General features: G+C 68.6%; 25 protein-coding genes. 11 read left to right on the plus strand and 14 right to left on the minus strand.

Features of this window, described 5'->3' with window-relative positions; genetic code table 11:
- The first annotated feature begins 80 nt into the window (after positions 1-80).
- Positions 81-1,505 (plus strand): HNH endonuclease signature motif containing protein, encoded by a 1,425-nt coding sequence (locus A5698_RS08875; protein WP_068295615.1) that lies wholly within the window; start codon positions 81-83, stop codon positions 1,503-1,505.
- Between the two features lie 11 nt (positions 1,506-1,516).
- Here the strand turns inward: A5698_RS08875 and A5698_RS08880 are convergent, their stop codons facing one another.
- The gene (locus tag A5698_RS08880) at positions 1,517-2,890 is read right to left on the minus strand and encodes an NAD(P)/FAD-dependent oxidoreductase (RefSeq protein ID WP_068295617.1); all 1,374 of its coding nucleotides are present in this window, start codon (positions 2,888-2,890) and stop codon (positions 1,517-1,519) included.
- Between the two features lie 34 nt (positions 2,891-2,924).
- On the opposite strand from A5698_RS08880, the gene A5698_RS08885 reads away from it, so the two are divergent.
- Positions 2,925-3,581 (plus strand): enoyl-CoA hydratase-related protein, encoded by a 657-nt coding sequence (locus A5698_RS08885; protein ID WP_068295619.1) that lies wholly within the window; start codon positions 2,925-2,927, stop codon positions 3,579-3,581.
- A 70-nt stretch (positions 3,582-3,651) separates the two neighbouring features.
- Here the strand turns inward: A5698_RS08885 and A5698_RS08890 are convergent, their stop codons facing one another.
- Genes A5698_RS08890 through A5698_RS08905 form a run of 4 tightly spaced genes read right to left on the minus strand, consistent with a single transcriptional unit; the run spans position 3,652 to position 6,424 of the window.
- Positions 3,652-4,470 carry a class I SAM-dependent methyltransferase gene (locus tag A5698_RS08890; RefSeq protein ID WP_068295621.1) on the minus strand — a complete coding sequence of 273 codons (819 nt, stop codon included), beginning with the start codon at positions 4,468-4,470 and terminating at the stop codon, positions 3,652-3,654.
- Between the two features lie 9 nt (positions 4,471-4,479).
- A complete protein-coding gene (locus tag A5698_RS08895) occupies positions 4,480-5,511 on the minus strand; it encodes an NAD-dependent epimerase/dehydratase family protein (RefSeq protein WP_068295623.1) in 1,032 nt (343 codons plus the stop codon).
- A complete protein-coding gene (locus tag A5698_RS08900) occupies positions 5,481-5,987 on the minus strand; it encodes a nuclear transport factor 2 family protein (protein ID WP_068295625.1) in 507 nt (168 codons plus the stop codon). Before A5698_RS08900 ends, A5698_RS08895 begins: the two co-directional genes overlap by 31 nt.
- Before the next feature lie 38 nt (positions 5,988-6,025).
- A complete protein-coding gene (locus A5698_RS08905; RefSeq protein ID WP_068295626.1) occupies positions 6,026-6,424 on the minus strand; it encodes a hypothetical protein in 399 nt (132 codons plus the stop codon).
- Between the two features lie 59 nt (positions 6,425-6,483).
- Between A5698_RS08905 and msrB the strand changes: the two genes are divergently transcribed.
- Positions 6,484-6,945 (plus strand): peptide-methionine (R)-S-oxide reductase MsrB, encoded by a 462-nt coding sequence (gene msrB, locus A5698_RS08910; protein ID WP_068295632.1) that lies wholly within the window; start codon positions 6,484-6,486, stop codon positions 6,943-6,945.
- Complete coding sequence (gene msrA, locus A5698_RS08915; protein WP_068295634.1) at positions 6,942-7,454, plus strand: peptide-methionine (S)-S-oxide reductase MsrA; 513 nt, start codon at positions 6,942-6,944, stop codon at positions 7,452-7,454. The genes msrB and msrA overlap by 4 nt, the downstream gene beginning before the upstream one ends.
- A gap of 2 nt (positions 7,455-7,456) precedes the next feature.
- On the opposite strand, the gene A5698_RS08920 is transcribed toward msrA, so the two are convergent.
- Both A5698_RS08920 and A5698_RS08925 read right to left on the minus strand, forming a co-directional pair.
- On the minus strand, positions 7,457-8,788 hold the full coding sequence (locus A5698_RS08920) for a cytochrome P450 (protein WP_068295636.1): 1,332 nt from the start codon (positions 8,786-8,788) through the stop codon (positions 7,457-7,459).
- A complete protein-coding gene (locus tag A5698_RS08925; protein WP_068295637.1) occupies positions 8,785-10,164 on the minus strand; it encodes a cytochrome P450 in 1,380 nt (459 codons plus the stop codon). Before A5698_RS08925 ends, A5698_RS08920 begins: the two co-directional genes overlap by 4 nt.
- A 99-nt stretch (positions 10,165-10,263) precedes the next feature.
- On the opposite strand from A5698_RS08925, the gene A5698_RS08930 reads away from it, so the two are divergent.
- Complete coding sequence (locus A5698_RS08930; RefSeq protein ID WP_068295639.1) at positions 10,264-10,869, plus strand: TetR/AcrR family transcriptional regulator; 606 nt, start codon at positions 10,264-10,266, stop codon at positions 10,867-10,869.
- Positions 10,870-10,873: 4 nt separating this feature from the next.
- Here the strand turns inward: A5698_RS08930 and A5698_RS08935 are convergent, their stop codons facing one another.
- Positions 10,874-11,443 carry a TetR/AcrR family transcriptional regulator gene (locus tag A5698_RS08935; protein WP_068295642.1) on the minus strand — a complete coding sequence of 190 codons (570 nt, stop codon included), beginning with the start codon at positions 11,441-11,443 and terminating at the stop codon, positions 10,874-10,876.
- Between the two features lie 65 nt (positions 11,444-11,508).
- Between A5698_RS08935 and A5698_RS08940 the strand changes: the two genes are divergently transcribed.
- Positions 11,509-12,156, plus strand: a complete 648-nt coding sequence (locus tag A5698_RS08940; RefSeq protein WP_068295644.1) for a class I SAM-dependent methyltransferase — start codon at positions 11,509-11,511, stop codon at positions 12,154-12,156.
- Here the strand turns inward: A5698_RS08940 and mmpH are convergent, their stop codons facing one another.
- From mmpH to manT, 3 genes are read right to left on the minus strand one after another with little or no spacing between them, the layout of a single operon-like run.
- Entirely contained in the window at positions 12,157-13,236 is a 1,080-nt protein-coding gene (mmpH, locus tag A5698_RS08945; protein ID WP_197506718.1) for an MMP endo-(1,4)-3-O-methyl-alpha-D-mannosidase, read from the minus strand.
- Positions 13,223-13,954, minus strand: coding sequence for a class I SAM-dependent methyltransferase (locus A5698_RS08950; protein ID WP_068295646.1), 732 nt, complete (start codon positions 13,952-13,954; stop codon positions 13,223-13,225). Before A5698_RS08950 ends, mmpH begins: the two co-directional genes overlap by 14 nt.
- Positions 13,948-15,183, minus strand: coding sequence for an MMP alpha-(1->4)-mannosyltransferase (gene manT, locus A5698_RS08955; protein WP_068295648.1), 1,236 nt, complete (start codon positions 15,181-15,183; stop codon positions 13,948-13,950). Before manT ends, A5698_RS08950 begins: the two co-directional genes overlap by 7 nt.
- A 222-nt stretch (positions 15,184-15,405) precedes the next feature.
- Here manT and A5698_RS08960 point away from each other — a divergent pair, with 222 nt between their 5' ends.
- A complete protein-coding gene (locus A5698_RS08960) occupies positions 15,406-15,807 on the plus strand; it encodes a DUF3224 domain-containing protein (protein WP_068295650.1) in 402 nt (133 codons plus the stop codon).
- Here the strand turns inward: A5698_RS08960 and A5698_RS08965 are convergent.
- Entirely contained in the window at positions 15,804-16,262 is a 459-nt protein-coding gene (locus A5698_RS08965) for a PPOX class F420-dependent oxidoreductase (protein ID WP_068295652.1), read from the minus strand. The two genes, A5698_RS08960 and A5698_RS08965, sit on opposite strands and share 4 nt — an antisense overlap.
- A 196-nt stretch (positions 16,263-16,458) precedes the next feature.
- On the opposite strand from A5698_RS08965, the gene mycP reads away from it, so the two are divergent.
- The 4 genes from mycP to A5698_RS08985 are packed head-to-tail and all read left to right on the plus strand — an operon-like array spanning position 16,459 to position 21,081.
- Positions 16,459-17,817, plus strand: coding sequence for a type VII secretion-associated serine protease mycosin (mycP, locus tag A5698_RS08970; RefSeq protein ID WP_286144406.1), 1,359 nt, complete (start codon positions 16,459-16,461; stop codon positions 17,815-17,817).
- Complete coding sequence (gene eccE / locus A5698_RS08975) at positions 17,814-19,211, plus strand: type VII secretion protein EccE (protein ID WP_068295654.1); 1,398 nt, start codon at positions 17,814-17,816, stop codon at positions 19,209-19,211. The genes mycP and eccE overlap by 4 nt, the downstream gene beginning before the upstream one ends.
- A gap of 26 nt (positions 19,212-19,237) precedes the next feature.
- Positions 19,238-20,755 (plus strand): PPE domain-containing protein, encoded by a 1,518-nt coding sequence (locus tag A5698_RS08980; RefSeq protein ID WP_068295656.1) that lies wholly within the window; start codon positions 19,238-19,240, stop codon positions 20,753-20,755.
- Positions 20,752-21,081: a YbaB/EbfC family nucleoid-associated protein gene (locus A5698_RS08985; protein WP_156670668.1), complete on the plus strand. Its 330-nt coding sequence runs from the start codon at positions 20,752-20,754 to the stop codon at positions 21,079-21,081. The genes A5698_RS08980 and A5698_RS08985 overlap by 4 nt, the downstream gene beginning before the upstream one ends.
- On the opposite strand, the gene A5698_RS08990 is transcribed toward A5698_RS08985, so the two are convergent.
- Both A5698_RS08990 and A5698_RS08995 read right to left on the minus strand, forming a co-directional pair.
- On the minus strand, positions 21,078-21,572 hold the full coding sequence (locus tag A5698_RS08990) for a TIGR04338 family metallohydrolase (RefSeq protein WP_068295658.1): 495 nt from the start codon (positions 21,570-21,572) through the stop codon (positions 21,078-21,080). The genes A5698_RS08985 and A5698_RS08990 overlap by 4 nt on opposite strands.
- The gene (locus A5698_RS08995; RefSeq protein ID WP_068295660.1) at positions 21,569-22,342 is read right to left on the minus strand and encodes a DUF2786 domain-containing protein; all 774 of its coding nucleotides are present in this window, start codon (positions 22,340-22,342) and stop codon (positions 21,569-21,571) included. The genes A5698_RS08990 and A5698_RS08995 overlap by 4 nt, the downstream gene beginning before the upstream one ends.
- Between the last annotated feature and the right edge of the window lie 4 nt (positions 22,343-22,346).

Raw genomic sequence — 22,346 nt, forward strand, 5'->3', positions numbered from 1 at the left:
GGCGGCGAACGAGCAAGACCATCCTCACCCGAACCCGATTAACGGAATCAATGTCATACCCCCGTGGCATAGTCGAACGCATGTTCGGATCCCAATTCGCGAAGGTCGATGACGCCGCGCTCGTCGCCGCCATCGCGGAGGGAACTCGTGCGGAGGCCGCTGCGGCGGCGCGCCGGTTCGCGGCCATAGCGGAGCTGGTCCGGCGCAAGGTGTGCGAGAACGACGAGCGCAATCGGAACGCGTTCGATCCGTGGGATGCGGTCGCCGCCGAGGTGGCTGCGGCGATGACGGTCGGGCATCGGCGCGCGTCGGGGCAGATGCGGATCGCGCGTGCGTTGCGCGAACGGCTGCCACAGGTCGCGGCCTTGTTCGAACGGGGCGGGATCAACGCGCGGATCGTCTCGGTGATCACCTGGCGCACCATGCTGGTCGAGGACCCCGAGGCCTTGGCGTTGATCGACACCGCACTCGCCCGGCGTGCGTCACGATTGGGTCCGCTGTCCGAGCGCCGCCTCGACGACGCGATCGACGCGCTCGTCGACCGGTTCGACCCGGCCGCGGTGCGGGAGACCCAGACGCGGACCCGCAGCCGCGATTTCCACCTCGGCGACATGGATGACCCGGCCGGTGTCACGTCGGTGTGGGGCCGGTTGTTGGTCACCGACGCCGCCGCCCTCGAACGTCGCCTTCAAGAGTTGACCAAGGGCGTCTGCGACGACGATCCCCGCAGCATGGGCGAGCGGCGGGCCGACGCTGTCGGCGCGTTGGCCGCCGGCCAAGACCGATTGGCTTGTGCCTGCGGATCACCGACGTGTCCCGCGGCGGCTCCACAGGCGTCGAACGTCGTGATACACGTGATCGCCGACAAAGACGCGATCGAAACCGCCTCTGTTACGGCAGAAGCCGATGCAGCCGCGGCAAGAACGCGTGGCACCGCGGTGCTCCTCGGACACGGGGCCTTACCCACCTCACTACTGCCCTGGTTGATCAGCCGGGGCGCGAAAGTGCGTCCGGTCAAGCCACCCGGCACCGACGCCGAGCCGCGATATCAGCCGTCGGCGGCGCTGGCCGAATTCGTGCGCATGCGCGACATGTACTGCCGTGCACCCGGATGCGATGTACCCGCCGACATGTGCGATCTCGACCACACCATCCCCTGGCCGCTCGGACCGACGCATCCGTCGAACCTCAAATGCCTGTGCCGCAAGAACCACATGATGAAGACGTTCTACGGCGGCCCAGACGGCTGGCGCGACATTCAACTCCCGGACGGGACGGTCATTTGGACGGCGCCGAGCGGTCACACCTACACCACATACCCGGGTAGCAGGCTGTTCTTCGACTGGGACACCAGCACCGCCAACCTCCCACCGCCGCCGAATACTGCGCCGTCGACGCTCAATCGCGCAGTGAAGATGCCTAAGCGAAAACGCACTCGCGCAGCCGAATTCGCAGCACGCATCAAAGCCGAACGCGCGCGCAACGCCGACCCGGCACCGTTCTGAGGTCGCAACGCCTAATGAGGACGGCCGGCGATCTTGTCGGCGACCCGCGCGATCGGTGAAGTCGTGGGACGCCCCCAGGCCTCGTGTCGATCGGCGGCCTTGTACGCGAGGTACAGGCCGCGCACACCGAGCCACCGCAGCGGTTCGGGCTCCCAGTTGCGCGATCGGTGCTCGACCCACGGCAACCCGGTCAACGGCGTTCGCCTGCCGAGAACGAGATCGGTGAGCGTGCGGCCGGCCAGATTGGTCGCCGTAACACCGTGGCCGACATACCCACCGGCAGAACCCAAACCCGTTGTCCGGTCGAAGGTCACGCTCGCTGCCCAATCCCGCGGCACCGCCAGCACACCGCACCACCCGTGGGCGATCGGCACGTCCCGCGTCTGCGGTAACACCGTGTGCAGCACGCCGGCCAGGTGGGCGATCGTCTTCGGCGGCACCCGCCCGTCCCGGTCGATTCTCGACCCGAACCTATAGGGCACGCTGCGGCCACCGATCGCGATGCGGTCGTCGACAGTGCGCTGCGCGTAGAAGAAGCCGTGCGCCGTATCGCCGAGCGTCTCACATCCGCGCCAGCCGATCGTGTCCCAAATCCGTTCGGGCAGAGGTTCGGTGACGATCATCGAACTGTTCATCGGCAACCACCGTCGCCGCAACCCGGGCAGCGTCGCCGTGAAGCCCTCGGTCGCGCGTAGCACGACCGGCGCGGTGACCGCGCCGAACGGCGTACCGACGCGCCCCGGTTCGATCGTCACCGCGGGAGTCTGCTCGTACAACTCGACCCCGAGGCGCGTCACCACCTCCGCCAGCCCCCGAGCCAGCCAGGCTGGCTGTATGCGGGCGCAGTGCGGGTTGTGGTACGCCGCAACCACACCGTCGAGTCGAATGCGTTCGGACACCTCCGATTCCGAGAGCCGCTCGATGCCGTCAACTCCCCACGCGTTCTCGCCCTCGGCTTCGGCGGCAAGCCGAGCGGCCTGCGCGCTGTTCCTCGCGATCTCGACGGTTCCCCCCTTGACGATCCCGGCCTGGATTCCCTCACCACGGGCGACCGCGATGACCTCGTCGACGCTGTCGTTCAGCGCCTTCTGCCAGGCCAGCACGCGGTCGCGGCCATACCGGTTCGCCATCCGGTCGCGGTCACCGGGTACCAGCCCCGACAGCCAACCGCCGTTGCGCCCCGAGGCGCCGTAACCGGCGAACCGCGCCTCGACGACGGTGATGCGCAGCGATGGGTCGGCCCTCTTCAGGTAGCACGCCGTCCACAGTCCCGTGTAACCGGCGCCGACGACACACACATCGGCCTCCCGGTCGCCCGGCAGCGGCGGCCTGGGCTCCGGAGGCTCGACGAACCAGTGCGAGACCTGACCGTTCACTGGGGTCACGCTGCGATTCTGCAGCAGATGGTGTAATCGGCTGATGGCTGACCTTCAACAGCACGGCCCGGTGTACGTCCTGACCCTGGGCGAGGACGAGAACCGCTTCCACCCCGACAGGCTGACCGCCATCAACTCGGCACTCGACGAGGTCGAGGCGGCCGACGGGCCGAAGGCCGTGGTGACCACGGGCAGCGGCAAGTTCTACTCCAACGGACTCGACCTCGACTACATGGCGGCCCATCCGGATGCCGCCGAGGCCAACCTCGCCGACGTACACGCGCTGTTCGCGCGAGTGCTGGCGTTCCCGGCTCCCATCATCGCCGCGGTGCAGGGTCACGCGTTCGCCGCGGGCGCGATGCTGGCGCTCGCCCACGACCAGATCGTCATGCGCGCCGATCGCGGCTTCTTCTGCCTACCCGAGGTCGACCTCGGCATCCCGTTCACCGCAGGCATGAACGCGCTGATACGGTCACGGCTGCCGATCGCGACCGCGCACGAGGCGATGACCACCGCCAGGCGCTACGGCGGCGAAGACGCCCGCGCGGCGGGAATCGTCGCGGCCACCGCCGGCGAGGGCGAGGTCCTCGACGCGGCGGTCGCGCGCGCCGACGCGCTGGCCGCCAAGGCCGGCGCGGTGTTCGGTGCCATCAAGGCGCGCCTCTACGCCGAAGTCATCGCCGAGCTGCGGGTCCGCTAGCGCCGAAACTGAACTTCTGCACGAAAAGTCGTGTATTTCCCGCGCATATCTTCAGTTTCGAGCGCAACCCTCAGAACGCGTAGCGGTGGTACTGCGCCATGTATCGCAGCGACGGCAGCGTCGACATCGCCCGCGCCATCACGCGGTAGTACCAGGCGATGTCGCGGAACGTCGGGGAGTCGAACGGTGACACCCACGCCAGTAGCCGCGCACCGGGCACCGCTTCGATGATGTCGTCGGGGCCATCGATGCCCCACTGCAGCGTCGCGCCCGCCCGCCGCACCACCGCGTTCAAGAACTGGGACCGGATGCCCAGGCGGTTGAACGCGTCGAAATGCAGCTCGCCCGAACCGAACCCCTCGACGACCCGGCGCAACAACGCGACACCCTCTGACTCCGTCAGATACATGGTCAGGCCCTCGGCGATCATCAAAACCGGTCGATCCCGGGGTATCTCGGTCATCCACGACGGGTCCGTGACCGAAGCGGCGATGACGCGGTAGTGGGCGCGGTGCGGATAGAGTTGCCTGCGCAGATCGATCACCTCGGGGTAGTCGACGTCGAACCACTCGACCCCCGGACCGGGATCGGTCCGGAACACCCGCGCGTCCAGACCGCACCCCAGGTGCACCACGACCGCCTCAGGGTGTACAGCCAGGAACTGGCGCGCCCACATGTCGAAGTGCGCAGTGCGTGTCGTCACCGACGGCGAATTGGCCGCGGTTATGGATGTTTTCGACCAGTCGTAATCGATGCGGTCGACGATCTCTTTCGCGAACCTGTCCCCCAGGATGGGGTTTGGCAGGTCCGCGTCCAGCGCCTTGGCGTAGAACGTCGCGAGCATGGTCTGCGGCGCACCGGACAAATCGACGCGCAGTTTGTCGGGCATGCCTCGACGCTAACCGGCCTTACTCGTGCGTCGTGCATCCCGAAGGCCCGCCCAGAACCGTGCCGCCTCGCGGATCGACTCCTCGACCGGCCTTGGCCGCCAACCCAATTCACGGCGCGCCTTGCTGCAGTCCACCGGCGCTTCCGCGCGCATCAAGCGCAGCGAGCCGAGCGACAGCTTCTCGTCCTTGCCGGTCGCCCGCGCCTTGGCGGTGCCGAGCGCGGCCATCGCATACGAAACCGGCAGCGGGATCGTCTTCGTCGGCGCCGGCATGCCCGCCGCCTCGGCCGCGATGCGCACGACCTCGGCGTTACTGATCATCTTCTCCGAGATCAGATACCGCTCACCGACGCGTCCGTGCTCCGCGGCGAGAATCATTGCCCGCGCGGCATCGTCGACACCGACGGCCTCGAGTTCGATACCGCCCATCACGAACGGCAACTTGCCGAACGCCGCCCCCGCGATGATCGCGCCGTGCGGCGTGCGGCCCCAGTCGCCGCTGCCGTAGGTGGTCGACACGCACATCGCCACCGCGGGCAGGCCCTTTTCGCGGGCGTACCGCAGCACGATCTCCTCGGCCTGTACCCGCGACCGCACATACGGCGTCAGCCCCTTGTCGACGATCACGTCGTCCTCGGTCGCCACGTGCCCGCGCCTGCGGCCGACCGTCACATAGCTGCTGGTGTAGACGAACCGTCGCAGGTTCATGTCCTTCGCCACCTCGAGCACGTTCCGGGTGCCCTCGACGTTCGTATAGAACAGCGGCGTCGGGTCTTTCAGCCAGCCGCGCGTGTCGACGACGCAGTAGTACACATCGTCGACGCCCGTCATGGCCGCACGCAGCGTGTCGTCGTACCAGATGTCGCCGAGGAACCGTTCGACCCGGAGATCGTCGATGCTCTTGGTGTTCGCGTTGGGGCGCACCATGACGCGGACGTCGTGGCCGTCGGCCACCAGCTGGCGCGTGACGTGCGATCCGAGGAAACCGTTGGCTCCGATGACCAGCTTGCTCACTTGCCTCCTCCGTACTGCTTCATCCATTCCTCGGCCTCGGGCGGCAGCGTGCCGAGTTCGGCGGCCTTGCGACACCACTTCATCGTGGCCTTGACGAACCGCAGCGGGTTGTAGATGTCTTCCTGCCGACGCCACAGCCCGTCCCCGGCGTAGGTGACGATCGAGATGTTCGTGGCGCTGATGATCGTGCCGTCACCGGGGTCGCGCATCGGGTTGTCGAGCTCGCAGATGATCCGGTCCGTCGCCTCGTCGATCACGGTCCACAGCGACGGGAACGACGTCATGTAGCTGCCGGGGAACGATTCCATCGTCTTCCAGATCCACGGACGCACCTGTTCGCGCCCGCGCATGGTGCCTGCGGCGTGCTCGATGTAGAGGACGTCGTCGGTGTACTGGTCGACCCAGGGATCCCAGTCGCGGGTCTGCGCGGCGCGGTCGACCGTCGCCTCGAATTGCTGGAACGCCGCGGCGAGTTCGTCACGGCTGAAGGTGCTGCTCGTCACACCAGAACTAGAACACGTTCTACCGAGCTTGTCGAGGGTCAGAACGCGGTGAGGACCTGCCGCGTTCCCAACGGCTCCTGCAGTGGGACGTCGAGGATCCCGGACACCGCGATCATGATGCAGGGCCGGCCGACGGCCTCGGGCAGCGTGCCGCCCACGAGCGCGACGGTGACGGTTTCCGCGGTCTCCTGCACCGTCGCGTGGACGCCGTAGCACTGCGGCGTCCCCGTCGTGAAGTGCACCCCGACGGCTCGGTCGCCGGGGACGCGGTTGTACGACTCGGCGCGCAGCGGGTGTGGGTCGACGATCGCTGGGTTGTCGGTGAACAACAGGCCCGGGTAGCCCGGCCGCTCAGCCAACACCGCGGTCTCCGCGGATGCCACCGGCGCGACCCATACGGCCAGCACAGCGGCGATGAGGACGAGGAACAAGCGCATCACACAACCGTAATGAACAGCAGGAACACGGCGGTCGGTTCGGCGGTTATACAGGCACTATGGCAAAGCAATACAACAAGAATCCGGCCGCGGTCAACGCGTTGTCGCCGGAGCAGTACCAGGTCACGCAGCGCAACGGCACCGAGCGGCCGTTCACCGGCGAGTACTGGGACAACCACGAACCCGGCATCTACGTCGACGTGGTTTCCGGTGAGCCGCTGTTCGCCTCGGTGGACAAGTTCGACAGCGGAACGGGGTGGCCCAGCTTCACCCGCCCGATCGAAGCGACCAACGTCGTCGAGAAGCGCGACTTCTCACACCTGATGATCCGCACCGAGGTGCGCTCGGCACACGGCGACAGCCACCTCGGGCACGTCTTCACCGACGGGCCGCGCTCAGAGGGTGGGTTGCGCTACTGCATCAACTCCGCTTCGCTGAGGTTCATCCACCTCGACGACCTCGAGGCAGAGGGTTACGGCGGGTACAGGAAGCTGTTCGTGAACGAGGAGGCACAGGCATGAGTGACAAGAGGGCGATCCTGGCGGGCGGTTGCTTCTGGGGCATGCAGGACCTGATCCGCAAGCAGCCGGGCGTGGTGTCCACGCGCGTCGGCTACACCGGCGGCGAGAACGACCATCCGACGTACCGCAACCATCCGGGCCACGCCGAGGCGATCGAGATCATCTACGACCCGGCACAGACCGATTACCGCGCACTGCTCGAGTTCTTCTTCCAGATCCACGATCCGACGACGAAGAACCGCCAGGGCAACGACATCGGCACGAGCTACCGGTCGGCGATCTTCTACCTCGACGACGATCAGAAGCGCGTCGCGCTGGACACCATCGCCGACGTCGACGCGTCGGGCCTGTGGCCCGGCAAGGTCGTCACCGAGGTCACCCCGGCCGGCGAGTTCTGGGAAGCCGAGCCCGAGCACCAGGACTACCTGGAGCGCTATCCGACCGGCTACACCTGCCATTTCCCGCGCCCGGGCTGGAAGCTGCCCAAGCGCGAGACGGCCAGCCAGTAACGCTAGGTGCGGTGACGCACCACGACCCGGCCCCCGTCCTTCGGGGTGAACGCGATCCCGCGGAAGTGCACCTTCTCGTCGGGAGCGTGGTCTGTTTCGATCACGAAGTGGCGCAACACCGTTCGAAGCAGGACGTCCATCTCGACGTTGGCGAACGCGGCGCCGATGCAACGACGCGTGCCGCCACCGAACGGCACCCACGCGGTCGGTGGACGCTTACCCAGGAACCGCTCGGGGTCAAAGCGTTCGGGGTCGGGGAAGACCTCCGGGTTGGCGTGCATGTTGGCCAGGGCCACCATCACGGTGTAGCCGTGCGGGATTCGCCACTCGCCGACGTCGAAATGCGGCGCGAGAACATGGCGTCCAGAGAAGTCGATGACGGTCCGGTTGCGCTGCAACTCGTAGATGAAGGCCTGCCGGTACTCGTTGCCTCCGGCGTCGTTCTCCTCGACCAGCCGGGCCAGGACTTCGGGATGTCGGCGCAACCGCTCGAAGGCCCATCCCAGCGTGGACGCCGTGGTTTCGTGGCCGGCACCGAGAAGGGTGAGCAGCTCGTCGGAGATGTCCTGGTGCGACATCGGGGTGCCGTCCTCGTAGGTGCTGCCCAACAGCAGCGCCAGGATGTCTGTGCGCTCCTCGCGGGCGGGGTCCTTCTCGGCCTTGTCGATCAGCGCGAACACAGTGCGGTCGAAGTTGCGCCGGAACGTTTCCAGGCGGCCCCACGGGCTGTACGGGCCGGTCCTGAACGACGGCTCGGGCAGCGTCGCCATGCGGGAGCCGAGCTTGGCCCACGGCGGGATGATTTCGCGCAGATAGTCCAGCTCGGCCCCGTCGGCCCCGAACACGGTGCGCAGGATGACATTCAGCGTGATCCTGTTCATCGGTTCGAGCGTGGCGAACTCGGCGCCCTCCGGCCAGGTCGCCGTCTCGCGAAGCGTCTCCTCTTCGATGATCTTCTCGTAGTTCTTGATGCTCTGGCCGTGAAACGGCGGCGCAAGCAGCTTGCGCCGCTTGCGGTGCTCGACGCCGTCGAGCGCGAAAACCGAACCGGGCCCGAAGATTCGGCTGAGGTTCGGTTGCACGTTGATCAGGTCATCGGTGCTCGCGAGGTAGACGCTGCGGATCAGCGCGGGATCGGCGATCACCACGCTGCGCCCGAAGAACGGCACGTTGATCGCGAACACCTGGCCGTAGCGTTTGAGCGCCTTGCCCAGGAACCAGCGGCGGAACCCCGCCATCAGCACCATCTGGACGGGTTTGGGCAGCGGCACCGCCGGCGGTAACTTACCGGGGGTGACCTGGAGCTGCTGGTCGGCGCTGGTCGCGTTCGTCATGGGTAACTCGGATCCTCCTGCGCGAGCGGTCTCGTGCGGCGGTGTGCCACGATGCGCCCGCCGTCCTTGGGGGTGTACGCCACGCCGCGCGAGTGCACCTTCTCCTCGGGCGCCGTGGTGGTGTCGATCACGAAGTGCCGCAGCACCGTTCGCAGCACGATGTCCATCTCGACGTTGGCGAAGACGGCACCGACACACCGGCGGGTACCGCCGCCGAACGGGATGAAGGCGAACGTCGGAGGCCGCCCGTCCAGGAACCGCCGTGGGTCGAACCGCTCGGGGTCGGGGAACTCGGCCGTCCGGTCGTGCATCAGCGAGATGCTCGCCAACATCGAGTACCCGTGCGGCACAACCCACTCACCCAGTTCGAAGGTCGGCGAGTAGACGTGCCTGCCCGCGAAGTCGATCACGGTGCGCGACCTCTGCACCTCCGCGATCACCGCCTGGCGGTAGCCGTTCTCGTCGGTCTGCGCCTCGGACACCAAAGTGTTCAGAACGTCGGGATGGCGGGTGATCCGCTCGAACGCCCAGGCCAGCGTCGAGGCCGTGGTCTCGTGACCCGCGGCTAGCAGCGTCAGCAACTCGTCACCGATGTCCTTGTTGGACATGGCGCTACCGTCCTCGTATGTGCTGCGCAGCAGCAGCGCGAGAACATCGGCCCGTTCGTCGAACTGCGGATCGGACCTCACCCGGTCGATCAGTTTCTCGATCACACCGTCGTACTGCTTGCGGTATTCGGCCAGCCGGCCCCATGGGCTCAACCGGCCGTAGGTGCGAGACGGCGCGGGCAACGACGCCACCCGCGACCCCAGCGTGACCCACGGCGGGATGATGCGCCGCAGTTCGTCCAGCTGTTCACCGTCGGCGCCGAACACCGCACGCAGGATCGCATTGAGCGTGATCCGCATCATCGGCTCGAGCGTCGGAAACGCCTGACCCTCGGGCCAGTTCGCAGATTCGCGCAGCGTCTCCTCTTCGAAGATCGTCTCGTAGTTCTTGACGCTCTTACCGTGAAACGGGGGGGTCAGCAGGCGGCGGCGACGGCGGTGCTCACTTCCGTCGAGCGCGAACACCGAACCGGGGCCGAGCACGCGCGACAGGTTGGGCTGGATGTTGCCGACGTCGTCGGGACTGGCCATGAACAGCTGCTTGGCCAGCTGCGGGTCGCCGATGACGACGGTGCGCCCGAAGACCGGGAGGTTGATCGTGAAGACGGGGCCGCACAGGCGGGCGAGCCGTGCGACGGTCCAGCGCCGGGAGATGGAGAACGCGAGCGCCAGGAGCGGTTTGGGGATCGGCGGCCTCCGCGGGAGTTTGACCGCGGCAGGCTCCGCCGCTGCGGATGTGGGCGTTTCGACGACCAAAGCTTCGCTCATGACGCTCCCAGCCAGTTCCCCGGTACTACGATGTACCGCAGGTTCGTGTAGTACGGTACCGCTTGGTACCAGGGGATGCAAGGCTCTCGAGGAGGCGGTATGACGACTGCGCTGGACAGCGGCGCGCACACCGCCGCCGACACCGCGTTCCGTGACCGCCTGCTGGACGGAATGGCCGCCTCGATCAACGACCGCGGCTATCGCGACACCACCGTCGCCGACATCGTGCGGCACGCGCGGACGTCGAAGCGCACGTTCTACGAACAGTTCGCGAGTAAAGAGGAGTGCCTCATCGAGTTGTTGCGACGCAACAACGAGGCGATGATCGCCAGCGTCCGCGGGGCCGCCGAACCCGACGCCGATTGGAAAGAGCAGATCCGCTCGGCGGTGACCGCCTACGTCGACCACATCGCCGCGCGGCAGGCCATCACGTTGGCGTGGATCCGCGAGGCGCCTGCGCTCGGTGCGGTCGCACAGCCGCTGCACCGCGAGGCCATGGAGCGCTTCACCGACATGCTCGTCGACATCAGCAGCAACCCCGGCTTCGAACGCGCTCGACTGGCTCCGCTCTCGCGACCGTTGGCGCTCATCATCCTTGGCGGCCTGCGGGAGTTGACCGCGCTGTTCGTGGAGGATCAACGCGATCTGCGCGGCATCATCGAACCGGCCATCACCGCGTCGGTGGCGATCCTCGGCTCGCGCTGACCGCTCAGCCCAGGATCAGCCGCGCCGATTTCTCCAGGCGCTCGGCGATTTCGGCGTAGGACGCATAGCCCATGCCCGCGCGCACCAGCGCGCCGGAGTACAGCATCTCGAGCGTGTCGATGACGTCAGGATCGATGTCGGGGCCCAGCGCGGCGGCGAGGCGGTCGCGGATCTCCCGGCCGATGCGCAAGCGCAGCACCTCGACGTCGGGGTCGCGGCCCAGCAGCGCGGTCGTCACCGCCCCGGCGAACGCGGGCTCGTCGGCGACCAGCAGCGCGATGTGCCGCAGCACCTCGATCACCCGCGTCGCGGGATCGTCGGACTCGTGCCCCGCCGGCGGGGACGCCGCGAGCCTGCGCCAGAACACCTCGGCGACGAGGTGCTCCTTCGACGAGAAGTAGGTGTAGGCGGTCGCGGCCCCGACGCCGGCATCGGCGGCCACGCGGCGCACCGTGAGACCCGCGAAACCCTCGCGGTTGAGAAGCTCGACCGCCGCGCGCCCGAGGCGGTCGACGGTGTCCGCTTGTTTGGCGGTCAGACGGCGCCGAGTCGACTCCAGAGCCGTGTCGGACACATGTCCGGACGCTACTACAACACCCCTGCACCAGCAACGATCCGCCCCGAGTAGGTTCGATACCGATGCGCACCACAGACGAACTCTTCGCACTGGCCGAGAAGGTCACCGGATTCATGCCCACCGACGAGGGCCGCGCCCTGTACGACACCGCCGTGAAGTACCTCGCCGACGGCATCGGCGTCGAAATCGGCACCTATTGTGGCAAGTCCACCGTGCTCCTCGGCGCCGCCGCACAGCAGACCGGCGGCGTGATCTACACCGTCGACCACCACCACGGCTCCGAGGAACACCAACCCGGGTGGGAGTACCACGACGAGTCGATGGTCGACGCCGTCACCGGTTTGTTCGACACGTTGCCGACGGCCCGGCACACGCTCGATGCCGCAGGCCTCGACGACCACGTCGTCGCGATCGTCGGCCGGTCACCGGTGGTGGCCCGGGGATGGCGAACTCCGTTGCGCTTCTTGTTCATCGACGGCGGCCACACCGAGGAGGCCGCACAGCGCGACTTCGACGGCTGGGCCAAGTGGGTCGACGTCGGCGGGGCCCTGGTCATCCACGACGTGTTCCCCAACCCCGAAGAGGGCGGGCAGGCGCCGTTCCACGTCTACCAGCGGGCGTTGAACACCAACGAATTTCGCGAGGTCTCCGCGACCGGATCCATGCGGGTGCTGGAACGGACGGACGGCGTCGTCGGCGAACCGCTGTAACTAGCGGTCGCTCGTCGCGCACTCGCAGTCGTACTCGCCCTCGAGGCCGCGCGGGAGGTCGGCGCCGCGGAAGATTCCGCTCGCCGTGGTGGTCGACGACAACGCGTCCGCGGCCAGGATCATCGCCGCACCGGTCCATGTCGTGCGCTCTTCCGGCCACCGCTTGCCGTCGGCGAACACCAGGCCCGTCCAGTAGGAGCCGTCGTCCTCACGCAAATGGTGCATCGCGGCGAACTGCTCACGGGCGCGCACCGTGTCGCCCATGGCGTCCAAAGCCAGCACCAGCTCACAGGTTTCGGCACCGGTCACCCACGGCCGGTCGTCCACGCAGCGGATGCCCAGACCGGGAACCACGAAGTCGTTCCACCGCTCGTCGATCCGCGTCTGGGCTGCCGCTCCGCGCACGGCGCCGGTGAGCACCGGGTAGTACCACTCCATCGACCAGCGGTCCTTGACGGTGAACGCCTCGGGGTGGTGCGCGATGGCGTGGCCGAGCCGCCCGACCGCGACCTCCCACTCCGGCTGCGGGTCGTCGAAGTAGTCGGCGAGCGCCAACGCACACCGGATGCTGTGATAGATGCTCGCGCACCCGGTGAGCAGGGCGTCGGGTTCGATGGCCGAAGTACTTCTCGCCCAGGCGATCTCACCGCCGCCGAGCTGCATGCCCAGCACGAAGTCGATGGCCTTGGTGACCACCGGCCACATCGTCTCGGCGAACCGGCGGTCACCGGTGACGAGCACGTGATGCCACACGCCGGTCGCGATGTAGGCACAGAAGTTGCTGTCGCTGTTGGCGTCTTCGATCACACCGTTGCGCAACTGGATCGGCCACGACCCGTCGGAGCGCTGCTGCGTGCGCGACCACTCGAACGCCGCGCGCGCCGGTTCGAGCAGACCGGCGACGGTGAGCGCCATCGCGTTCTCGATGTGATCCCACGGGTCGGTGTGCCCACCCTCGAACCACGGCAGCGCCCCGGATGACTCCTGGGTAGCGGCAATCGATTTCGCGGTCTGCCGGCACTGTTCGGGCGTCAGCACCCCGGGTACGCCCGGGACGCCTTCGAGCTCAGGAATCAGCACCGGCGCCCACCGGTTTGGAGAAGTACAGCGCGACGCTCTTACCGATCAGCGGATTCAGCAGTGACTCTGCCGTCCGGGTCAGCCACGGGCGGCTCATCATGTCCCACACCAGCATCTGGTGATACGCCTTCACCGCGACGTGATCCGAGTTCTCCGTCCCCACGGCACACTTCAGCCACCAGTACGGCGAATGCAGCGCGTGCGCATGGTGGGTGTGCTCGAGTCGCAGACCGTGCCCGAGCACCTTGTCGCGCAACCGGTCGGCGTGATAGATCCGCACGTGGCCGCCCTCGTTGGCGTGGTATTCGTCGGAGAGCACCCAGCAGAGCTTCTCGGGCAGCCACCGCGGCACCGTGATGGCGAGGGTCCCGCCGGGCTTGAGCACGCGGACCAGTTCGGCGATCGCCTTCTCGTCCTCGGGTACGTGCTCGAGGATCTCCGACGCGATCACACAATCGAAAGTGCCGTCGGCATAAGGCAGGTCGAGTGCATCGCCCTTGACCGCCTCGGCCTTCGCGGTCGCCGGCGCCTCACCTTCCTCCCGCATCGCGGTCAGGATCTCGTCGACGTCGTTGAGGTCGGCCGCGTTTTGGTCGAATGCGACGACGTCCGCGCCGCGCCGGTAGGCCTCGAAGCTGTGCCGTCCCGCGCCGCAGCCGACGTCGATCACCTTCGTGCCCGCGCCGACGCCCAGCACGTCGAAGTCGACCGTCAGCATGCCCCGACCCGTTCGCGCGCCTGCTCGTAGACCGCAACCGTCTGCGCGGCAACCGATTGCCAGCTGAAGACCTCGACCGCGCGCTTGCGCCCGTTGGCGCCGAGGCGGGCCAGCTCACGCGGCGAGTCGAGCAGTTCGCCCAGCACCGCGGTCAGTTCGTCGACGTCGGCGGGCTTGACCAACCGGGCGCATTCACCGTCGGCCCCGACCACTTCGGGCAGCGCGCCGGCGCGGCTGGCCACGATCGGCGTGCCGCTGGCCATCGCCTCCACCGCCGGAAGTGAGAAGCCCTCGTAAAGCGAAGGGATACAAGCCACTTCGGCCGATGCCAGCAGATCGGCCAGCTCGCTGTCGGACAGCCCGCTGGAACTGTGCACGATGTCGGAGATACCGAGCTCGGCGATCAGCTTCTCGGTCGGCCCGTTCGGCTCGAGCTTCGCGACCAGCTGCAGCTCGAGGTCGCGCTCGACGCGCAGCCGGGCCACCGCGTGCAGCAGGTGCCGGACGCCCTTGAGCGGTACGTCGGCGCTGGCGATCGCGATGATGCGGTTGCGCACCCGTCGCTCGGCGGGCTTGAACATCGCGGTGTCCACTCCCAGCGGCACGACGTGCAACTGGCTGGGCGCGACGCCGAAGTCCTCGGCGATGTCGGCCGCCGACGTGGAGGACACCGTCAGCAGTTCGGGGATCTCGCGGGCGACTTCCTTCTGCATCTCGGCGAAGCCGTACCACCGCCGCACCAGCGGTTTGCGCCACCACTTGGCGGCCGCGACGTCGACGACCTTGTCGCGGGTGATCGGGTGGTGCACCGTGGCGACCACCGGCAGACCGAGGCCGGCGATCTTGCGCAGGCCGGTGCCGAGGCACTGGTTGTCGTGCACGACGTCGAACTCGTCACGACGTTCGGCGAGCACGCGCGCCGCGCGCAGGCTGAACGTGCGAGGTTCGGGGAAGCCAGCGGTCCACGTGGTCAGCAACTCGAGCAGGTCGATGGACGTCTTGATCTCGTTCGGCCACGGGATCCGGAACGGATCGGGTTCGCGGTAGAGGTCCAGGCTCGGCACCTCGGTGAGCCGGACACGGGGATCGAGCTCTTCCGGGTAGGGCTGGCCGGAGAACACCTCGACCTCGTGGCCGAGATCCGCGAGGCCGCGGGACAGGTAGCGGACGTAGACACCTTGCCCACCGCAGTGGGTCTTGCTCCGGTACGACAACAGGGCGATGCGCATGTTCAACTCAAGACGATGCGCTGAAGCGGGTGGATCCAGGGCCGGTGAGCTGGACAAATCGTGTCACGCAACAACTCCGAACCTTCTGGACATGTGTCCAGACTATAGTTTGACGTGCTAGCGGACGCAACGCGGCCGTGATGCCTTGACTATCACAGACGCCGGGGGTCGTGCCTGCCGGGCCGTCGGTTCTGCGGTCCCGCGACCGGGTATCCGCCCGTCATGAGCAGACACATCGAGGCGACGTTCCAGATCGCCAGCTGGGATGAGACGCCGTTCGAGGATGGCGACGAGGCCACCAAGCTCACCGAGGCCCTGGTCACCAAGCGCTACGAGGGCGACATCAAGGCCACGTCGACGACCAAGTGGTTACTGGCCTACGCACCCGACAAGAGCGCGCTCTTCGTCGGGATCGAACACATCACCGGCGCCATCGCGGGCACCACCGGCGGGCTCGTGTTGCTGCACGACGGCTCCTACCGCGACGGGATCGCCAGCGGCGACGTACGCATCGCGTCGGGCACCGGCGGGCTGGCCGAGGCGGCCGGCAGCGGGAAGTTCCGGGCCGACCCGTCCGGCGCGATCACGCTCGACGTCGACGGCCTCGACACCGCCGTCCCCTAGGCCGGTGGCGGGAAGCCGCCGGTGGCGATCGGACCCCACCGCCGCGGGGTGATGCGGATGAGGCATTTGCCCTGCTGGACCATCGCCTGGCGGTACTCCGACCAGTCGGGATGCTCACCGGCGATCGCCCGGTAGTAGTCGACCAGAGGCTCGACGGCGTCGGGCAGGCCGATCACCTCGGCGTCGCCGTCGACCTGGACATAGGGTCCGTTGAACTCGTCGGACAGCACGACGATGCTCGCCTGCGGACGGCGCCGCAGGTTCGCCACCTTGGCGCGCTGCGGATAGCTGGAGATCACGATGCGCGCGGCCTCGTCGACGCCGCCCGTCACCGGCGAGCTGTGCAGCGACCCGTCGGCGCGCAACGTCGTGAGCACCATTCGGTGCCGCGGGCGGACGAACTCGAGCAGCTCGGGCAGGTCGACGGCGTCGGCGGTCGCGAATTTCGGGGCCATCCTCAAACCCTAGTGACGGACGTCGGGCACCAGTTGGTGGAATGACCCGCCCTGGCGCCCCCTTAAGATTGGCTGCGTGCAATCGGCTCATCAGCGTGACGTGAGACTTTGCGCCGCGCAGCGACCGGCGAGAGGTTTGCTACCGGTGTCCCAGCACACGGTCGACCAGTCCACCCGCCGAGGAGGTGCGTAGCGCGTGCGGCGCATCCTCGACCGCGTCGCGGCGCTGGCGGCGGTACTGCTGCTGGCTGCATTCGTCGCCCCACCGGCGACGGCGATCGAGCCCCCGACCATCGACCCCGCGGCCGTGCCACCCGATGAGACCGGGCCGGACCAGCCGATGGAGCAGCGACGCGTCTGCTCGGCGCCGACCGCGTTTCCGAACTCGAACTTCGCCGACCGGCCGTGGGCGAACGACTACCTGCGGTTGTCCGAGGCGCAGAAGTTCGCGACCGGGGCGGGTGTCACCGTCGCGGTGATCGACACCGGCGTCGTGGGCTCTCCACGGGTGCCCGCCGAACCGGGCGGCGACTTCGTAGACCAGGCCGGCAACGGTATGTCGGATTGCGACGCGCACGGGACGCTGACCGCGTCGATCATCGCCGGGCGGGCCGCCCCGACCGACGGATTCGTCGGCGTCGCACCCGACGCCCGCATCCTGTCGCTGCGGCAGACGTCCGAGGCGTTTCAGACCGTCGGTGCCCGCCAGGACCCCAACGACCCGAACGCGACGCAGACCGCCGGGTCGCTGCGCAGTCTCGCCCGGGCGGTGGTGCACGCGGCCAACCTCGGCGCGCAGGTCATCAACATCAGCGAGGCGGCCTGCTACAAGGTGACCCGCCCGATCGACGAGACCAGCCTCGGCGCGGCGATCAACTACGCGGTCAACGTCAAGGGCGCCGTCATCGTCGTGGCCGCGGGCAACACCGGACAGGATTGCTCGCAGAACCCGCCGTCCGACCCGGCGGTCCCGACCGACCCTCGCGGTTGGAAGCAGGTGCAGACCATCGTCAGCCCGGCCTGGTATTCGCCGCTGGTGCTGACCGTCGGCGGCATCGCCCCCAACGGCCAGCCGAGCACGTTCTCGATGTCGGGGCCGTGGCTGGGCGCCGCCGCGCCGGCCGAGAACCTGGTCGCGCTCGGTTACGACGGCAATCCGGTCAACGCGCTGCAGGGCCAGGACGGGCCGATTCCGATCAGCGGGACCTCATTCGCCGCGGCTTACGTGTCCGGGCTGGCCGCGCTGCTCAAGCAGCGGTTCCCCGCGCTCACCCCCGCGCAGATCATGAACCGGATCACCGCGACCGCACGCCACCCGGGTGGCGGCGTGGACAACTACGTCGGCGCCGGCGCGGTCGACCCGGTCGCGGCGTTGACCTGGGATGTGCCCGCGGGTCCGGAGAAGGTGCCCTACCAGGTGAAGGAACTTCCTCCGCCGGTGTTCACACCGCCGCCGGACCGCGGACCGATCACGGCGGTCGTCATCGGCGGGGCCGTGCTCGCGGCCGTACTGGGACTCGGCGCACTGGCTCGTCGCGCGTTGAGGCGCCGATGAAGAGGGTCCTCGGCATGTTCGGCCTGCGGTTCACGACGGGCCACGCGATCTGGGCGGCGGTCCTGATACCCGCGGCCATCCTGCTGTTCGTCAAGCTCGACCTGCTGTGGGTCGGGATCACGCTGGCCGTGCTGATCGCGCTCGGTTCGGTGGTGACGGTCCGCGGCCTGCGGGTGACCGGCTGGGTGACGGCGGTGTTCGCGTGGCGACGACGCCACCGCGACGTTCCGCAGCGGCCGTCCGAACCCGCGGTGGGCGCCACCGTGCTGCCGGGCGACCACGTCGCGGTGCGTTGGCAGGACGACCATCTGGTGGCGGCGGTCGAGCTGGTGCCGCGCCCGTTCACGCCGACGGTGATCGTCAACGGCTCGGCGTTCACCGACGATGTCGTCGACACCCGCCTCGTCGAGGGGCTCGTCGCCGCGCACTGCAGCGATCTCGAGGCCGATGTGGTGTCGTCGGGGTACCGGGTCGGCAAAACCGCTCCAGGGGCGCTGATTTCGCTCTACGAGCAGGTGGTCGGCCCGTACCCGGCGCCGGCTCACCGGCGCACCTGGATCGTGCTGCGCGCAGATCCTGAGAGCACCCGCAAGTCGTCGCAGCGGCGCGAGTCGGGTGTCGCGGGGCTGGCGCGCTACCTGGTCGCGTCGGCGACGCGGATCGCGGATCAGTTGGCGAGCAACGGAATCGACGCCCGGCCGGCGCGGAGCTTCGACGATCTCGATCGCGCCACCGAGATCAGCTTCGAACGTGAGACGTGGTCGGCGATCAAGGGCCGCAGCACGTTCACCGCCGCCTACACCGCGCCGGGTGGACCGGACGTGTGGTGGTCGGCACGCGCGGATCACACGATCACCCGGGTCCGGCTCCGGCCCGGTGAGGCGCCCCGGTCGACGGTGCTGCTGACCACGTTGGCGAATCCCGCGACACCGCATGGCTTTTCGTGTCTGTTCGGCGGGCAGCAGGCGGCGCTGCACGGCATCAGCCCCGTCGCGGACCGCCACTACGAGTTGCCGATCGGGTCGGCGGGGGTACTGGTCGGTGAGACCGCCGACCGCTACCCGGTCTACCTGCCCTTCGACGACGTCGATGCGAGCATCAACCTCGGCGACTCGCGGCTGTTCACCCAGTTCGTCGTGCGGTCCGCGGCGGCGGGCGCCGTCGTCACGCTGAGCCCGCAGTTCAACGAGTTCGCCGGCTACATCAACGCCAGGATCGGGGACGAGGCGAAGGTGGTGTGGCCGCACGCGACGACCTACCTCGGCCCGCACCCGGGCATCGGCCGAGTCGTGTTGCGCAGCAACTACATCGAGACCCCACGCCATCGTCAGCTGCCGATACGGCTGATCAACCCGCGTGAGGAGAGCCGCTACCAGATGGTTCTCGAGGGCTGAGCCGACATGCGGGCGCAGGGGTAGGCATGGGCGAGGTTCAGCGGGTCGAGCCGGCCGAACTCACTAAGCAGTCCGCCGAGATGCGCGGCACGCCGTGGCACAATCCCTTCCCCGAAGCGGTGCTACCGCCCGACGCGCTGCCGTCCTCTGCCGCGGCCGTCGCCAATCTCAACGCCAACGCGCGGTCGCTGCTGGAGTTTCAGCGGTGGGCCGAAGCGGAGAACCAACGCATCGCCGAGACGCTGCAGATCGCCGCCGACGCCTACGCCCGCGTCGACGAAACGAACGGCCGGGCCATCGAAGACCCCGCCCGTCAGGCGGCCGTCGAGGCGATCGCGGTGCCCGCTCCGGCGACACCGCCACCCCCGCCGCCGAAACCCGTCGGAGCTCCGCAGCGCGTCGACGCCGCCGGTTACAGCGATGTGCACAAGACGCAGGCCGACCTGACCGCGGGCGACGACGGCGCGTCGCTCAAGGCGGCGATGCTGCAGTGGGGGCTGGCCGCCACCCGTGTCAGGGACAACGCGCCGCGCCCTCCGAGTGGCGACTGGGAGGGGCTGGCCGCCGACGCCGCCTACGCCAGGATGGCCGAGTTCGGCGGCTGGCTGGAGCAACTCGCCGAGGGGTGGCGTGACCTGGCCGAGGCGGCGGCGAAAATCATTGCGGCACATGACTCCGCGAAGAGTGAGCATGCGGGCATTCACGGCGAGTACGCCGCGCTGGAGGCGCAGCTGCGCGAGCTCGCCGCACAGACGACCGTCGGCAATGCGCTCGCGGCGCGCAACGAGATGGCGAAGATCCAGAAGCGAATGCAGGAGCTGCAACAGCGGTCCGACGAGGTGCGCCAGGACTATGCGAGCAGCGCGACGTTCGCACCCGTTCGACCCGAGATGCCGTCGGGCCGGGTCGCCGACACCGCGGGTGCGGTCGAGGGTTTCGGCGGTGCTGGCGGACAACCCGGCCCGGGCGAACTGGCCGAGAAGATGGCGCCGTCGTTCACCGGACAGCGTCCCGGCGGTGCCGCCGGTGGTCGACGCTCGGCGGGTCAGCCGGGTGCGCCGTCCGGTGGTGGCGCGCCGTCCGGTGGCAGTGGTGCCGGAGGTGGTACTTCCGGCGTGGCATCCGGTGCGCCGACCGGTTCGCCGGCGCCGAAACCGTCGACCGATCCACGCCTGCGGCCCGCCGCGGCAGGACACGGTGGTGGGTCCGGCGGCGGTCGAGGCGGCGGCGGTGGCATGCCCGCGACACCGATGTCGGCGCCGGTGACGGCGGAGACCGTCGCGCCCGCGCCCACTGCCCCGGCCGCTGCGGGTACCGCGCCGGGAGCATCGGCGGATGGCCGAGCGGCGGCGGGGATGGGCGGCGGCATGGCGCCGATGGCCCATGGCGCGGGCGCGCCGCAGGGCAAGGAGAAACGGCGCGACCCGAAGCTCACCCCCGACGAGACGCTCTACACCGAGGACCGACCGTGGACCGAGGCGGTCGTCGGAAACCGCAGGCGCAGAGAGGTCCTCGACGAGCGCTCGGATCGAGACGACCGGTGAGCGACGAGATGCATCCCGAGGTCGCCGCCGTGCTCGCCCAGGCCCAGCAGCTGCAGTCGCTGATGGACGAGCAGCTGCAGCGGATGGACACCCAGACCTTCACCGGTGCGGACGAGTCGCAGACCGTGGAGGTGACGCTGAACGGTCACCATCGACTGACGGGCACCACCATCGAGGACGGTCTGCTCGGGCTCGGCGTCGACGAGGTGCAGCAGCGACTGAACGAGGCGCTGCAGATGGCGACCGCCGCGGCCACCGCCGCGCTCGAGGCCGACCGCGACCGCATCGACGCCGCCGTCGCCGACATCACCGACCAAAGTCCCTAACGCACACCCTCTTTCGCGTACACCACGCGCAGCACGTGGGCGACCTCCGGCCCCATCACCAGATCGGTGAGCTCGCAGAAGGCGGCCACGAACTGCGGCCCGTGCGGCGGCGCCACCTCGCAGAGGTGATGGGCGATCTCGTGCAGGACGACCAATTCGCGTAGCGCCCAGCGTGTTCGGGTTTCGGGCACCGCGATGACCGCGCCGGCCTCGTCGACTTCGTAATGCGCCGCGCTGGTACCGCGCCTGGGCCGCACGCCGAGTGGCGCCGCCCGCGGCCACCGTTGTCGCACCGCCGGTAGCGCCAGCACGTCGTCGACATACCGCTGCACCGACTCCACCGATGCGAAGCGCGCCTCGGGCGGCAGCGTCAACGATGTGCCGAAGAACTCGATGACGCGGTTGCCGTGCTCGGCCGCCCGGTCGAACAACGTCCGGACGAACTCTTCGGCCGCGTAGACCTTGGCCCGCTGAGTGTCGCGCGGCGTCACGTCCGCCCGGAGGCGCGTCCGTTGCCGGGCAACGCGGAACGCGCGCCGGCGAGTTCTGGGCTGGGCCCGAGCCTGGCCTTGCGGCCGGCACGATCACCCGCGCGGCGAGCGGAAGAGGAGTAGCCGGCCGTGGCGCTGGTCGCGCGCCAGGTCCCGCGTGCCTCCGACGTCTCGCGGTAGAAGTCCCGTAGCTCGAGGTCCTTGTCCCGCAACGCGATCGCGGTGCCGGGCTCGCGTTCGCGGCCGTTCGTGGCTTCGCGACGCGCCTCTTCGCGGGCTTCGGCCAGACGCTGGCCGATGCGCGCGCCGAACGCCAGTTGAAAATTGATGCGTGCGGTGATGGTCGGGGTGGGCCGGTGCGCACCGGACTCGATGTAGGCCTGCGAGGCCTTGACCATCTGCATCACCAGGCTCGCGTACAGCGCGTGGCTGGCGTCGATGTCCTCACCGAAACCGTAGGCGTAGACAAACGTCGAATTCGATGCCACATCGCATTTCACGTCGTTGGCGTGCGCGATCACGGTGAACAACTGGACGTACGTCCGCAGGCCGCGCGTTCCGGCATTGCCGATGGTGATCGTGCGCTGCACCGGCATCTGCGCTTTCGTGCGCTGATCGGAGTGCGACCGCGCGACGGCCAGGTCGATCGACGTGGCCGTCGCCAACCGCTGCGCGGCGGCCATGAACGCGTCCGCCTCGTGCGGGTTGTCCGTGCCCTCGGCTTGGCGCAGCAGGGCCGCGATGCGGGCGAGCATCTTGTCGTCAGTCATAGCG

It is taken from the genome of Mycobacterium sp. E136, from assembly GCF_001666865.1.
Lineage (GTDB): Bacteria > Actinomycetota > Actinomycetes > Mycobacteriales > Mycobacteriaceae > Mycobacterium.

Coding starts and splice junctions, on each gene's coding strand:
- A5698_RS08875 (WP_068295615.1), top strand. CDS start 81: ATGTTCGGATCCCAATTCGCGAAGGTCGATGACGCCGCGCTCGTCGCC.
- A5698_RS08885 (WP_068295619.1), top strand. CDS start 2,925: ATGGCTGACCTTCAACAGCACGGCCCGGTGTACGTCCTGACCCTGGGC.
- A5698_RS08890 (WP_068295621.1), bottom strand. CDS start 4,470: ATGCCCGACAAACTGCGCGTCGATTTGTCCGGTGCGCCGCAGACCATG.
- A5698_RS08895 (WP_068295623.1), bottom strand. CDS start 5,511: ATGGATGAAGCAGTACGGAGGAGGCAAGTGAGCAAGCTGGTCATCGGA.
- A5698_RS08905 (WP_068295626.1), bottom strand. CDS start 6,424: ATGCGCTTGTTCCTCGTCCTCATCGCCGCTGTGCTGGCCGTATGGGTC.
- msrB (WP_068295632.1), top strand. CDS start 6,484: ATGGCAAAGCAATACAACAAGAATCCGGCCGCGGTCAACGCGTTGTCG.
- msrA (WP_068295634.1), top strand. CDS start 6,942: ATGAGTGACAAGAGGGCGATCCTGGCGGGCGGTTGCTTCTGGGGCATG.
- A5698_RS08920 (WP_068295636.1), bottom strand. CDS start 8,788: ATGACGAACGCGACCAGCGCCGACCAGCAGCTCCAGGTCACCCCCGGT.
- A5698_RS08925 (WP_068295637.1), bottom strand. CDS start 10,164: ATGAGCGAAGCTTTGGTCGTCGAAACGCCCACATCCGCAGCGGCGGAG.
- A5698_RS08930 (WP_068295639.1), top strand. CDS start 10,264: ATGACGACTGCGCTGGACAGCGGCGCGCACACCGCCGCCGACACCGCG.
- A5698_RS08940 (WP_068295644.1), top strand. CDS start 11,509: ATGCGCACCACAGACGAACTCTTCGCACTGGCCGAGAAGGTCACCGGA.
- A5698_RS08950 (WP_068295646.1), bottom strand. CDS start 13,954: ATGCTGACGGTCGACTTCGACGTGCTGGGCGTCGGCGCGGGCACGAAG.
- manT (WP_068295648.1), bottom strand. CDS start 15,183: ATGCGCATCGCCCTGTTGTCGTACCGGAGCAAGACCCACTGCGGTGGG.
- A5698_RS08960 (WP_068295650.1), top strand. CDS start 15,406: ATGAGCAGACACATCGAGGCGACGTTCCAGATCGCCAGCTGGGATGAG.
- A5698_RS08965 (WP_068295652.1), bottom strand. CDS start 16,262: ATGGCCCCGAAATTCGCGACCGCCGACGCCGTCGACCTGCCCGAGCTG.
- eccE (WP_068295654.1), top strand. CDS start 17,814: ATGAAGAGGGTCCTCGGCATGTTCGGCCTGCGGTTCACGACGGGCCAC.
- A5698_RS08980 (WP_068295656.1), top strand. CDS start 19,238: ATGGGCGAGGTTCAGCGGGTCGAGCCGGCCGAACTCACTAAGCAGTCC.
- A5698_RS08995 (WP_068295660.1), bottom strand. CDS start 22,342: ATGACTGACGACAAGATGCTCGCCCGCATCGCGGCCCTGCTGCGCCAA.